Origin of the sequence: Sphingobacterium sp. ML3W (assembly GCF_000747525.1) — a bacterium.
Lineage (GTDB): Bacteria > Bacteroidota > Bacteroidia > Sphingobacteriales > Sphingobacteriaceae > Sphingobacterium.
On sequence record NZ_CP009278.1, the window covers coordinates 4,257,668 to 4,271,675 of the forward strand.

Sequence of the window (14,008 nt, forward strand, 5' to 3'; positions counted from 1 at the left end):
ATTTAAAATTTAATATTTAGACCGAACAATACACTCTTAGGTCTTGGATAATAACCTAAATCAATACCTGAAACCCAACCATCTGTTCCATACCCAATCTCTGGATCCATACCATCATACTTTGTAAAAGTGAACAGATTTTGTCCCTGTACGTAAAAACGAATTTGATTGGCATATTTCCAATTGATGATTTTAGACAAATCATACCCCAATGAAATGTTGCTGATTCGCAAAAAGTCACCATCCTGCAGATACAGATCAGAGAATTGCCAGTTGACATTCGTCTCAGTGACACGAGGAATGGTACCTGAAGTTCCCTCACCAGTCCATCTGTCCAATATACGAGTTGTATAATTCGCTTGCTTGTTAGCATGATTTCGATACGACTGCACAATCTTATTACCTACGGATCCATACGCATTGATAGAAAAGTCAAAGCCTTTGTAATCTAAACCAAGATTAATTCCGTAGGTAAAACTTGCCATACCAACGCCCAAATTCACTTTATCAGAAGCATTGATTATCCCATCACCATTCTGATCCACATACTTCACGTCACCTGGCAGCACATTAGCCTGTAAAATACCGTTTCCAGAAGTTCTCCATGCATCTATCTCCGATTGATTTTGAAATAAACCATCAGTTTCATATCCCCAGAAATAGCCGATTGCCTGACCGTTTTCAGCACGATAAAATTCCTCCGAATTATCATACAGCATAGCTGTCTGTCCATGGATGATCCCATCCTCAGTCGGAATCTGACCCACTTTATTTTTATTATATGCACCATTGATACCAAAGCGGTATTTCACCTCATTGATCCTATCGGACCAATTCAATCCCAGTTCAACCCCAGTATTTTTGACATCCCCGCCATTGATATAAGGTGCTTGAGTACCCGTAGTTGCCAATACCGGCGCAGTAACCAACCAATCTTTCGTAGTCTTCACATAATAGTCAGCAACAACATCTAAACGATTACGCATAAACTTAGCATCGAACCCAATATTGGTCTGTTCTGAGGTTTCCCAAGTCAGACTTGGATTAGATAACCGACTTGGATAAGCTCCAGCAATATTATTATTTGCCGTTCCAAATACATAATGAGCACCTGGATTAGAAGATGTAACACCCGTAGAAGTACTTATTGGCGCAGCATATTGAAAATCATCAATATCTTGATTACCCACTTGTCCCCAAGAGGCTCTAAATTTCAAAAAGTTTATCGCACTCAAATGCTCACTGAAAAAATCTTCAGAAGAAATCACCCACCCTGCAGATACCGAAGGAAAATATCCCCAACGATTAGCACTCGAAAATTTGGAAGAAGCATCCGCTCTTAGCGTAGCATTTAAGAGATACTTTTCTTTATAATTATAGCCTATACGCCCGAAATAAGATAATCTTCGCTGTAAATTATCAGGTTTACCAGATACGGTACGCGTCTCCACAACATTCCCCTTCTCATCCAAATGAGCCTGTCCAGTCGTATTATCCAAATAAGCATGCGCAAAATCATTAAACTGCGACAAGAGGTTCCAATTCGACCCAGAAAGGTAAGTGCCTTGATAACGCAAAGACTCCATCCCTACCATCGCAGAAAATTTGTGATCGGTATTCACATTAAAATCATACGATGCTGTATTTGTCCAGGTCAAGGTATGCCCTTTGCTCATGTTTTGAGATGTTGTCGTATGATCTTGGTTGTAGGTATAAATTGAAAAACGATACATCGGAGTAAAGCTTCTATATTCGGATGCAAAATAATTAAACCCTAATAGCGACCTGACTTTCAACCCTTTGATTGGCTCAATTTCAGCAAATATATCCGCTAACAATTTCTGCCCATCATTATTATTGTTGGAATTGGTCATCATACTACCATAGGGATTACTATCCCCATTATACCAAGGAGAATTGGAAGTATCATTAAAGGGACTACCGTACAGGCCATTGTCCGAGTAAACAGGAGAAAGTGGAGATGTAGCAAATGCTCCACGAAGTGTATTGCTATATTGGTTTCCCACAGAAATACCTCTATTTTTAATGTAGTTAAAATTAAGATGTTGACCTATTTTCAGAAAATTATTCAATAGTTTATGCTCTGAATTACTACGGAAGCCATACCGCTCATAATTAGACACATCCTTACCACCAACAATTCCCTCTTGAGCAATATAATTTAATGACATCGCATAGGTAGATTTTTCAGAACCACCAGTCAATCCAACACTATAATTGTCAGTTTTGGCATTATCTTTAAACATATAATCCAACCAATTGGTATTCGTCAAACCATCCATTGCATCAAAATCAATGAGCGAAGCACCAGAATTGAGTGATTGTTCATTCATGATCACTTTATATTGATCAGCATTCAATAATTTTGCCTTTCGCGCTACATTTTGGATACCCGTGTACCCATCGAAAGACAAAACACTTTTCCCCGAAACGCCCATTTTTGTCGTTACCAAAACAACCCCATTTGCACCCTGAGATCCATAAATAGCGGCAGATGCAGCATCTTTTAATACATCTATCGACTGTATATCAGCAGCATTCAATACCGCGATATCACCCCCAGGCACACCATCGATGACATATAATGGTCCAGAATTACCTATTGTACCTAGACCACGAACCACAACCTTCATATCCGCTCCAGGCTGGCCTGAAGTTGATGTAATGGATACCCCCGGAGCCTGCCCTTGAAGCGCTTGCAAAGGATTCACCTGATTACGCTTTTGTAAATCTTCTCCTTCTATTTTAAGATTTGCACCCGTATTTAATTTCTTCTTTTGAACACCATATCCAATAACTACCACCTCATCTAAATCGGAGGTCACAGGTTCCAAACGAATGACCATATTTACTCCAGTGACAGGAATTTCCTCCGTTTTATACCCTACATAGGAAACAATCAGAATAGCCCCCTTTGCCGCTGATATCGAAAATTTCCCAGATTCATTACTGCTTGTTGCGACCGTCTGATTCTTAACTTTAATACTGGCCCCCCCGATAGGCAAGTTAGAATCAGTAGAAACAACAGACCCCGTAAAAGATTGTGCGCAGACAAGCGAGGTCATGCCCGTCATTACTACGACGGCAATCCCCTTATTAAACAAATGCTTACTTATCATATAATTTGATTTAAAAATTGGTGGTTATTATTTTAATTTAGTCTTTAACGATTTACCCGTATAAGAAATCATCTTTGACTTTTTAGCTTTTAAGTCTATCCCCGTGGCATGCTCAGCATCGACAAAGATGACATTGAATTTCCGATCGTTCAACATACCGTCAAACGTGCCAATGCGATCTGCTAAAAACAATGTTTTAGTCTTGTTATCAAACCTTAGGTCGATACGAGCATATTTTCCTTGCTCATAATTATAATTGACTCCCTCATCTTCATAAATCGAAAATTGCCCATCAGCGCCATCGTAAACATAGAGATCGATTAAATCTTGTTTTCTTTCCGATGTATATTGCATGGTCTCACCTACGGGTAAGATTGATCCCGCTTTTACAAAGACAGGCATACGATCATAGGAAGCTTGGACCACAATATTTTGTCCCCCGCTAGTGACCTGTCCGGTATATAAATTATACCAATCCATCCCCTCTGGTAAATGTACTGTTCTAGAAGTAGCCCCCATTTCAGTAACTGGATTGATCAATAAAGATGGTCCCCATAAGTATTGATCATTAATATCAAAACCATTCTTATCCTTAGGGAAATCCATCGCCAGTCCACGAATCATCGAATAATCATCAAAGAAAGTCTTTGCCGCTAAGCTGTAATTATAAGCCAGCAGCCTATACCTAAGATTGATGTAATAGACCATGCTTTTATAAGCAGGATGATTTTCTGGGGCAATATTAAAAGGTTCACGATATGGAAACTGACCATGAGCACGAAATATGGGTAAGAAAGTTCCATATTGAAACCATCTTGTATTCATTTCACGCCATTCTTCCTGATCAGTTGTATTCGGCTCATGGAACCTATTCTCTACTAAGAAACCTCCAGCATCCATGGTCCAGTAGGGTGTTCCAGACATCGAGAAATTAATTCCTGCGGAGATCTGATCTTTCATATCATGCCATCTCGAAGCGATGTCTCCACTCCATGCGGCTGCGGCATACCGCTGTTGTCCAGCAAAAAATGAACGAGTTAAAATAAATACCCGCTTATTTGGGTCAGTTTCTCGTTGCCCCTCATAGATTCCTTTGGCATTTTGTAGCGGGAATGCGTTGTAATAACGAACAGATGACCCTATACTTGGTTGAAATACCGACTTACGCTCATCCAGATCAATATTTGAATGAACATCAGGTTCGCTGGCATCCATCCACCAAGCATCTACACCTATTTGGAAAAGATTTTTATCCAATAATTGCCAAAACCCATCGCGCGCGCCTTGATTAAATGGATCATAAAAAGTAGATGTATACCCCTTTCCAATCCAATCTTTACGTCCATCATAAATATTTCGGGTGTAAATCCATTTGTTATCCTTAAACAGATTGTATACGGAAGACTCTTCATTGATTTTGGGCCATGCCGAAATCATCAACCTATAATTTTGGTCGTGCAATTTTTTAATCATTCCAGATGCATCAGGGAAGCGTTTTTGATCAAATTTTTGACTTCCCCAATCAGGTTCAGACCAATAAGACCAATCCTGTACGATATTATCAATGGGAATTTTTCTCCTACGGAATTCTGAAGCCACCTCTTCCACCTCGGCCTGCGTTTTATAACGTTCCCGACTTTGCCAAAAGCCAAAACTCCACAACGGCATTATTGGCGCTTTTCCTGATAATTGTCGATACCCAGATACTACATCATCCATAGATTTTCCATGTACAAAATAATAATCAATGGCATCCCCCGCTTCAGAATTAAAGGAGAACAGATTTTTACGTTGTTCTGGGATAGGGCTTTGCCAATTTAAGGTGAAATAAGATTCTCCTCCATCGGGTAACCATTCCATACGAATATCATGATCAACACCTTTATTGAACTCGCGCTCAATTTCAAAAGTTCCCGCATTCCAAGATTGCCTCCAACGGTCGGCAACCAACTCCCCATCTATCCAAACTTTCATATAGCCTGAGTATTTAAAATGAAGAATGTGTTTACCTGAGTATGGCGACGAAATACGGCCTTCATAGATGACCTTGCTATCTACCAGTTTTACATCTTTGGGAAACTTATGCTGATCGGTCAAGTAACCATATTCAATAATCGATTCCGGACGTGATGTGAAAACCTCATCAGGTTTATTCTTATTGATGTAGGTTGCTGTCAACCATCCTTGTTCCCCTTCCTTAGAAGTCAATTTAAATGCATTGAGTGGTAATAAAGAACGTACATCTCCCGCTTTCGTGATCGAATAGTTGTGCCATAGCAGCCCATAGTTGTTTGTCGAAATCAAAAAGGGTATTCCAATTTCAGTATTATATTGTAGTAAAGTCACTTGTTTACCGCGATTGTAATTCATTACAGCGCTTTGATGTTGCCCTAATCCATATATACCCTCAGTCGTGTCAACAACAAAATCTTGATTCAATTTGTAAAAAGCATCGCCACTATAGCTATCTGCAATAAATGCATCTGCATTTCTTTTGGACTCACTAAACACTCTTTTCCCTGATAAATCGAAAAATTCGACTTTACCACTGAATAATGAAACTTTGGCAATAAGATCTGCTGTTGTCAAGTTTACAGTCGAATCGGTGGATTGAACTGCAAATGATTTAAGATCACGGTGCAATGAATCCACAATGACCAAACTCGCTTGCGTAGGAAATGGATTACCATAAGGTAGAGCAGTAACGCGAATAATGTTGTCGGTAATAGCATCAAGATAGACATCCTGATCAATAGCAGTCTCGGACTCTTTAAAACTGACCTTTACGCCAGACTGCGTTTTAATAAAATTTGATTTGCTTACCTGTCCATTTCCATGATGGACTAGAGCAAATAGCATAATACCGCTCAAAGCAAACTTTAGGTTTTGCATATATAAAAATGATTTATTGGTTTATTTTATTGGTATTTTTCCCTTTACCATATCAATTGGTAAGGTCAAATATAGGTATGTACAGGCCGCTAGTAGGGGTATCATTTGTTAACAATTGGGGTACATTATGTTAACAGACCTGACAAAGGAATTTTAATAAACAAGACAAGACACTACACTACAGTATTTTACGATAATAAGATGGTAAGTTCCCAAAAGTGGTCTTAAAATATTTACTAAATTGTTTTGGATTGCCAAACCCTACTTCATACGCAATTTCAGAAATTGAAAATTTTGAATGCTGTATAAGATGCATTGCTCTTTTCAATCGGATATACCTAATATACTCCGTCGGAGAATACCCCGTAATGGCTAATATTTTTTTATAAAGACCTACCCGAGTCATATGCATTCTTCCTGCCAATATTTCGACAGATAAAGTCGAGTCTGACAAATCCCGTTCGACTTCAATAATTACTTCCCGAATAAATTTCTCATCGGCAGATTCAATCTCAGGTTGACTAAGTTCTATAGCGATTTGTTTTTGATATTTCTTAACGAGCGAAGATTTTTGATTCAGCACACTCGCAATTTTTGATTTCAACAATTCAAAATTAAATGGTTTGAGAATATAATCAGAAGCACCGGCTCGAAGAGCCTGTAGTTGAATATGCTCATCCATGACTGCTGTAACCATAAGAACAGGAATATGTCGGTAGCGGTCCGATGATTTCAAATAAGTGCAAAAATCAATTCCACTTTCATCCGGTAATTGAATATCAGCAATGACCAAATCATATTCTTTTTGAGACAGGTAATCCTTCGCCTCCTTAACAGAGCAAACACCATCAATAAGAAATTCATCCGTTAAATTTCTTTTCAAATAATCTAAAAATTCCAGATGATCCTCAATGAGCAAAATTTGATTTTTCTTGGCCGTGTGGTCTGACGCAACCGCTATGGGCATACTGACCGTCTCTATTGGTATTGCGACAACAAAACTAGTTCCCCGCCCCTCTACACTATCAATTGAAATATTTCCATTCAGAAACTCCACATAATCCTTAACGATAGAAAGACCAATACCTGTCCCTTGATTCAAACGGCCATTCTTTACATCATATTGAAAATAACGATCAAAAATTCGAGATTGGTATTCTTCGGGTATCCCAGGACCTTCGTCCTTAATTTCTAATCGCCAAACATCAAAATCATTAATTTGTTCCTCAATAGTAACCCCAACAGTCACCTTACCTCCAGACTTACTAAATTTAATTGCATTTGACAGTAAATTGAAAAGGATACTTTCAATTTTCCCTTTATCAAAATTACCTAGATAATGCTCCCGGTCATAACTTGCCTCTATATACAGAGAATTTACTTCGGCCAATTGGAAAAATGGTGCAATCTGTTCTTTATTAAAAAGAATCAAATCACCATATTCATCCATACGGTTAATCTGATTTTTTTCTAACTTTCTAAAATCCAACAATTGATTAACCAAAATCAATAAACGCGAAGCATTCTTATTGATCAGCCTTAAATCTTCCTTCTTCTGCACATCTGTTTCCTTTTGCAGAAGCTGCTCAGAAGGTGTTAAGATTAAACTGATCGGAGTCCTAAACTCGTGACTTACATTGGTGAAAAAACGAGTTTTCAACTCGTCCAGCTCTCTTGCCTGTAAAGCCTGTTCAGTCACCAAAATCAATTGGTTTCTGGTCTTTGAACGTAATTTCAACCAAGCCTGCCATAAGTAAGCACAAGAGATCAAAACCAGTACATAGAGCAATAATGCCCACGACGATTTCCAAAAAGGAGGCGCTATAGCAAGTGTCAATAATAATGTTTTCTCAGACCAACTTTCATTATCCACAGAATGCCTAATATAAAATTTATATGATTTTGAATCGAGATTGGTAAAATTTGCTTTCATGGTACCAGTCTCAAAATCAAACCATTCATCACTTAATCCATCCAGCTGGTACTGATATATACGATTATCCTGTTGCAAATAATTAAATGATGATAATTCAAGTGAAATAGCATTTTGATTATATGGAAGTTTTAATTTCTTCACATCAATCAACGACTCATTAAGAATAACCTGACCATTTAAGCGTTCACCAACATTTATTTTGCGATTAAAAAGATAGATATTAGATAATACAGGTCTTAAATTTTCCTTTGAACCCCAGATCATATTAGGGTCAATGATATTATACCCCTTGGGCCCACCAAATATAAGTTGTCCATTACGCATCTTCAAAGCCGAATTTTCATTAAATACATTGCTCTGAAGCCCTTGCTCCTTATTAAAATTACGAATTACAAATTGACTAGCATCTTTAATGGGAACGATTTCAGACAAACCCTTTGCCGAGGATGCCCACATGTTATTCTTGTTATCTAAAACCAATGTCAATATACCATTATCGATTAACCCATCCCCCATATTCAAATATCGGATAGTATCATTTTGAATAATATTTATACCCTCCTGCGTAGCCACCCAAATATGCCCCAACTCATCCTCCTTGATATCATAAATCAAATCATTAGAAAGACGTAATTTCCCTTCTCTTTCATTAATATGTTTAATTTGACCATTTGGTGTAATCAATTCAATACCGGTAGCAGTTCCAACCCAAATGTTTTTTTTAGAATCTTCAAACAGAACTGACACATATGTACTGGAAATAGGCTTTCCCTCACGAGAACGGAACGGAAAAAATCTTTCATGTTCCTGATTAAACAAATATAGACCAGCAGATAACGTTCCTATCCAGAAGCGTCCTCTTGAATCTTCAAATATTTCCCATACACTATCCCCCGGTAAACGAGCTGGTCCAGTACCCTTATCATATGTTTTAAACGTTTTACCATCGAATCGGCTCAATCCTCCATGATAAGTACCTACCCAAAGTATATTCTTATTATCCAAATAGAGACTTACTACAACATCACTAGGTATGGAATTTTGATCGCTCGGATCGTGTTTATATTGCTTATAGATTTTATTTTCAACATCATAATGGAGTAAACCACCACCATTCGTACCGATCCATAAATTATCATGATCATCTTGAATAAAACGATTAACATCATCAAAAGGTAATGTTTTAGAATTGCCAGCATAATTTTGGTAAACAGGAAATAACAATAAGTTTGGATGATAATAACTTATTCCACCCTTATACGTTCCAACCCAGATTATCCCTTTTGGATCCTTATAAAGAGAAGTGATACTGTTGTAAGGCAAACTTCTTAAATTATATTCTTCATGACCTATAATGTCAATAGATCCCGTCTTCTTATCAAACACATTGATTCCCCCATGATCAGTAGCTAACCAAATCAAACCATGCTCATCTTGAACAATATTTCCAACAAAAACATTTGACAGCCGTTCTTTAATAGGAATGATTTCATTTGATCCATCTTTAATCCAAAATGCACCTATTGGGATATCTTTTGAATGCACCCACAAATCTCCTTCTCCATCTATAAAAAGACGATAATTAACACGCTGTATATCAACCGGCAAAGCAAATTCCTTTATTCGTTTCCAAGATCTATTATGGATTAATTGAACCAAGCCATTGTCATATACAACCCAAAAAGATTCTTTCGAGAAATTCAAAACATCAACAATTTTTCGACCTTTTATGGATGGGAAAAATCTTGCTTTTTTTAATTGAGTATCGAATAAAACAAGTGAACTATCTTTATATAAGACCGCGAATTCATTATTGCCGAAAGAACGAATAATCTCTGGGTCGCCAGAAGGTAGATTCCAAATACGTAGAATAGAGTCAATATTTTGAGTAATAGTTCCTCTTTTTTGATCATATACATTCATTTTCGAATGCGTACGAATCCATATTTGTCCCTCAGGTCCCTCAAATAATCCTGAAATGGGATTGCTACTCAACCCAGAACCTTTGTTGGATGAATAACGAAAATTTGTAAATTGAAGTCCATCAAATCTACTCAATCCAGATTCTGTACCAAACCACATATAGTTATACTGATCTCGTAGCGTACAATTAATATGATTATGAACTAAACCTTGATCTGATGTAATATTTTTAAAAGAATAGCCTATACCTTGACTGAAACAAAAATTAGTAATCCATGAAAAAATAAGCATAAAGCTCAAAAGTAGGGCATTACGGAGCATCAAATTTACAATTAGTAGTTTAGCACCAATGATAGCAAAAATATAATTAAATAAAAAGAAAATATTCCCAGACAAATGTTTATTGCCATCACATCGCATATTTGCGATTGATTAAATGTAAACCAATCTAGCAGTTTAGCTATCAGGCATCAACTTATATCGATAAACCAAGTGGTTACTTTATCGGAACATGCTTATTCAACGTAATATGCAGAATCATGCTATCCATTAACAGCCTATCGCTACGAATAGACGGTTTTCAATAATTAGACAATCAAATCCTACAATTTATTATTAAATTTAGTAATGGAAAAAATAGATCGAGAAGACATATCTATTACTAGCAAACACAGTAATAGATCAAAAGAGCAGATAAAAAAGCTCCTAGAACAATATGTATATGCGAACAACGAAGATTGGAGAAAATTCATAAATCTATTTTTACTCATATTAGGAATAGGATTTTTTGTATCTGGAGTCATATTTTTCTTTGCATACAATTGGGCTGACCTCAATAAGTTCATGAAAATTGGAATTGTACTTATCTTACTTATAACGACTGTAGTTTGTGGAATCCAATTAAAGATAAAGGAGTCTTATAAAAATATGCTTCTTACCGCTGCTTCAGTAATCGTAGGGCTATTATTTGCAATATTTGGCCAAATATATCAAACTGGAGCTAATGCCTATGATTTTTTTCTAGCTTGGACACTGTTCATTACCATCTGGGTCTTAGCAATTAATTTCTATCCCCTTTGGCTCCTATATATGATTTTATTCAATACCACAATCATACTGTTCAATGAACAAGTACAGAACAATTTTGATACGAATGCATTAACAACACTTATTTTTCTCATCAATGGTATTACCTTGGTCGCACTCCTAATTTACAGTAAAAGGAAAAATAACAACATTCCACTCTGGTTTAGAAATACGTTGGTACTTATAGTCACTACGATAGCTACCATTGGTATGATCGATATAATTTTTTACGCTAAATTTCCAGAAGGTTTATTATTAACCTCCGGTACGCTCGGTTTCTTTATATACGGCATAATTTACGCACTCTCGACTAAAAGTACTTTCTTTATAGCGACCATATCATTCAGTCTATTAATCCTAATCAATAGTCTACTGATTAAAATTTTTGAAAACGAAGCTGTCTTAATCCTGGTCAGTATTGTTGTCATTATTGCGACAACGGCAATTATTAAATTATTACTAACTCTTCAAAGAAAGTGGAACAATGACAAATAATCAAGAACTATTAAAAAAGATAGAGGCACTAACCCACGATAGCGAAGCTGGATTTCAAATCAATAATCAAAAAGTCGTTGAAGAGTATCAGCATCTGAAAGAAAATAGAACCAACATAGCCATAAAAATATTGTCGATACTTGGAATTATCCTAAGTGTTTTAAGTTTTTTAGCTGCATTACTATTTCTCAATCTGTTGGATGAAAAATTAAACCTGATTATCAGTGGTGCCCTATTACTAATCCTTTCGATAGTAGGCCTTAAAAAATATAGCAGTATTATCATTGACACTGCGAGTATAACATTGTACGCAGTAGGAGGCTGGATGTTGATTTATGGTCTCGATACAAATAATACAAACTTGATATTAGTATTATGTATAGTGATTAGCTCATGCACACTCGTAATCGTGCAGCGCTATCTCTTATCTCTTCTTAATATGCTTTGTATCATTTACGCCATATTTGCTTTAATAGCTAATAACTTTGAAAATATGATTTACTTCGCATTTGCTAATGCTTTAATCGTAGTCGCCTTATTCTTAATTTCAAATCATGAAGCATTCATAATTTCGAAACGAAACTTCATCAGTCAAATTCAACAACCTTTACGAACAGCATTATTCTTATCCACCTTAGCAACAACAGCGTACATTGTACTTTCACATTTCGACACCTATGAAAATAGCGTAAACACTAGCTCAATAGCCTTATATCTAACATCGATTACCTATGCGGTTGCAATTATATATATGATTCACAAAATCATGCTCAAACTTGGTATCACTAATACAAAATTGCGCATCACGATCTATACACTAAGCTTAATGATTTTAATTGCAACTATAATCAATCCGGGAATATCAGCATCCATTTTCCTTATTTTACTATGCTTCTATTATCAATATAAGTTTGGTCTTTCATTGTCCATAATTGCAATGCCATTTTTTCTATGGCATTTTTACTACAATCTCAACTTTACATTATTGACCAAGTCCATCCTATTACTTGCCTCAGGAGCATTATTTATAGCCGCATATTTTGTTATCAACATCACTAAAGACCAACATGAAGAATTATAGAAACTGGATAATCGCTGTTAATCTACTGGCAATAATCGCTTATTTTAGCTATACAGTAATCGAAAAAGAACGCACATTAAGACATGGAAAACTCATTCTTCTAGCATTGGCACCTGTAGATCCTAGATCACTTATGCAAGGTGATTATATGCGTTTAAGGTATAGTATCGCAGACAGCATAGACCTACATACAGCCGCCCCGAGAGGTTATCTCGTTGTTAGGTTGAATGAGCAAGGTATAGCGAAAGGAATTCGGATACAAGACGATGCACTCCCCCTAAACAAAGGCGAAATATTAATAAAATATACCTTATCCAATAGAAACGCCTTAAACATTGGCGCCGAATCATATTTCTTTCAAGAAGGGCATGCTGTAAAGTATGAACATGCTAAGTTTGGAGGACTTAGAGTAGATGAAAAAGGAAATAGTTTATTGATTGGACTTTATAATGAAAAGGAAAAATTCATTGAATAAAACATAAAAGGCGATGAATATAATTCATCGCCTTTTATGTTTTTATTATTAAGCTTTATTATCCATTTGACAATGCTGCAGCACCAGAAACAATCTCTGTCAATTCTGTTGTAATAGCAGCCTGACGAGCTTGGTTGTATGAAAGCTTCAATGCTTTTAACAAATCCCCAGCGTTATCAGTTGCTTTGTCCATTGCAGTCATACGAGCCCCATGCTCAGAAGCATGAGAATCCAGAATAGCTTTGTATAATTGGGTTTTAATAGCTTTAGGAATTAATTCCTCGATGATCTTCTCTTTTGAAGGTTCGATAATATAATCAACCTCAGCAGTTTTTTCCTTAGCCGAAAGGTTCTCCTCCGAAGGAAGTAATGGTAATATTTGCTCAGAAGTCAAGATTTGTACCGCTGCATTCCTGAATTGGTTATAAACCACTTCTACACGATCAAAGGTACCTTCTTTGAATTGTTCCATTACAAATTCAGTGATTTTTGAAGTGTTTTCAAAATTCAAATCACCGAATAAATCACTATGATTGGCAATAATATTATAAGCAGGCCTTTTAGCATAGAAATCATAACCTTTCTTACCTACAGCGATGATACTCACATCACCTTTACGTAATTGATCGGCATATTTTTCAGCAACTAACTTATTAGTAGTCTTGATTGCATTCGCATTAAAAGCACCAGCCAAACCTCTATTTGAAGAAACAACAATAATCAACACTTTATTTGGTTCACGATCTACAGTGTAAGGAGAATTACTTCCTTCTACACTTGCAGATACATCTGCCAAAATCTCACGAAGTTTATTCGCATACGGACGCAATTGAACAATTGCATTAGTAGCACGTTTTAATTTCGCTGCAGACACCATTTTCATCGCTTTAGTAATCTGCTGTGTTGATGTTACCGACGCGATACGGATTCTTACTTCTTTTAAATTTGCCATATTTAATTTGAGATTTGAGTATTGAGTA

General features: G+C 36.5%; 7 protein-coding genes and 1 pseudogene. 3 read left to right on the forward strand and 5 right to left on the reverse strand.

The annotated features are described in order from the left end of the window. Positions 1–2: 2 nt before the first annotated feature. From KO02_RS18295 to KO02_RS24405, 4 genes and pseudogenes are all read right to left on the reverse strand, one after another. Positions 3–3,140: a SusC/RagA family TonB-linked outer membrane protein gene (locus KO02_RS18295; RefSeq protein WP_081918428.1), complete on the reverse strand. Its 3,138-nt coding sequence runs from the start codon at positions 3,138–3,140 to the stop codon at positions 3–5. A gap of 27 nt (positions 3,141–3,167) precedes the next feature. After that, positions 3,168–6,032: a TIM-barrel domain-containing protein gene (locus tag KO02_RS18300; protein WP_038700634.1), complete on the reverse strand. Its 2,865-nt coding sequence runs from the start codon at positions 6,030–6,032 to the stop codon at positions 3,168–3,170. 178 nt (positions 6,033–6,210) lie between these two features. Beyond that, on the reverse strand, positions 6,211–10,050 hold the full coding sequence (locus KO02_RS18305) for a two-component regulator propeller domain-containing protein (RefSeq protein WP_158500312.1): 3,840 nt from the start codon (positions 10,048–10,050) through the stop codon (positions 6,211–6,213). Positions 10,051–10,062: 12 nt separating this feature from the next. Then, a pseudogene (locus KO02_RS24405) lies at positions 10,063–10,311 on the reverse strand (hypothetical protein); the annotation flags it as partial. A 207-nt stretch (positions 10,312–10,518) separates the two neighbouring features. Here KO02_RS24405 and KO02_RS18310 point away from each other — a divergent pair. From KO02_RS18310 to KO02_RS18320, 3 genes are read left to right on the forward strand one after another with little or no spacing between them, the layout of a single operon-like run. After that, on the forward strand, positions 10,519–11,472 hold the full coding sequence (locus KO02_RS18310) for a DUF2157 domain-containing protein (protein ID WP_038700638.1): 954 nt from the start codon (positions 10,519–10,521) through the stop codon (positions 11,470–11,472). Next, the gene (locus tag KO02_RS18315; RefSeq protein WP_038700640.1) at positions 11,462–12,553 is read left to right on the forward strand and encodes a DUF4401 domain-containing protein; all 1,092 of its coding nucleotides are present in this window, start codon (positions 11,462–11,464) and stop codon (positions 12,551–12,553) included. The genes KO02_RS18310 and KO02_RS18315 overlap by 11 nt, the downstream gene beginning before the upstream one ends. Beyond that, a complete protein-coding gene (locus tag KO02_RS18320) occupies positions 12,540–13,028 on the forward strand; it encodes a GDYXXLXY domain-containing protein (RefSeq protein WP_038700642.1) in 489 nt (162 codons plus the stop codon). Before KO02_RS18315 ends, KO02_RS18320 begins: the two co-directional genes overlap by 14 nt. A 58-nt stretch (positions 13,029–13,086) precedes the next feature. Here KO02_RS18320 and atpG read toward each other — a convergent pair whose 3' ends face one another. Next, on the reverse strand, positions 13,087–13,980 hold the full coding sequence (gene atpG, locus KO02_RS18325; protein WP_038700644.1) for an ATP synthase F1 subunit gamma: 894 nt from the start codon (positions 13,978–13,980) through the stop codon (positions 13,087–13,089). Positions 13,981–14,008: the final 28 nt, after the last annotated feature.

What these genes read in the sequence shown, in the direction of transcription:
- KO02_RS18295 (WP_081918428.1), bottom strand. Translation starts at nt 3,140, where the DNA reads ATGATAAGTAAGCATTTGTTTAATAAGGGGATTGCCGTCGTAGTAATG.
- KO02_RS18300 (WP_038700634.1), bottom strand. Translation starts at nt 6,032, where the DNA reads ATGCAAAACCTAAAGTTTGCTTTGAGCGGTATTATGCTATTTGCTCTA.
- KO02_RS18305 (WP_158500312.1), bottom strand. Translation starts at nt 10,050, where the DNA reads ATGTGGTTTGGTACAGAATCTGGATTGAGTAGATTTGATGGACTTCAA.
- KO02_RS18310 (WP_038700638.1), top strand. Translation starts at nt 10,519, where the DNA reads ATGGAAAAAATAGATCGAGAAGACATATCTATTACTAGCAAACACAGT.
- KO02_RS18315 (WP_038700640.1), top strand. Translation starts at nt 11,462, where the DNA reads ATGACAAATAATCAAGAACTATTAAAAAAGATAGAGGCACTAACCCAC.
- KO02_RS18320 (WP_038700642.1), top strand. Translation starts at nt 12,540, where the DNA reads ATGAAGAATTATAGAAACTGGATAATCGCTGTTAATCTACTGGCAATA.
- atpG (WP_038700644.1), bottom strand. Translation starts at nt 13,980, where the DNA reads ATGGCAAATTTAAAAGAAGTAAGAATCCGTATCGCGTCGGTAACATCA.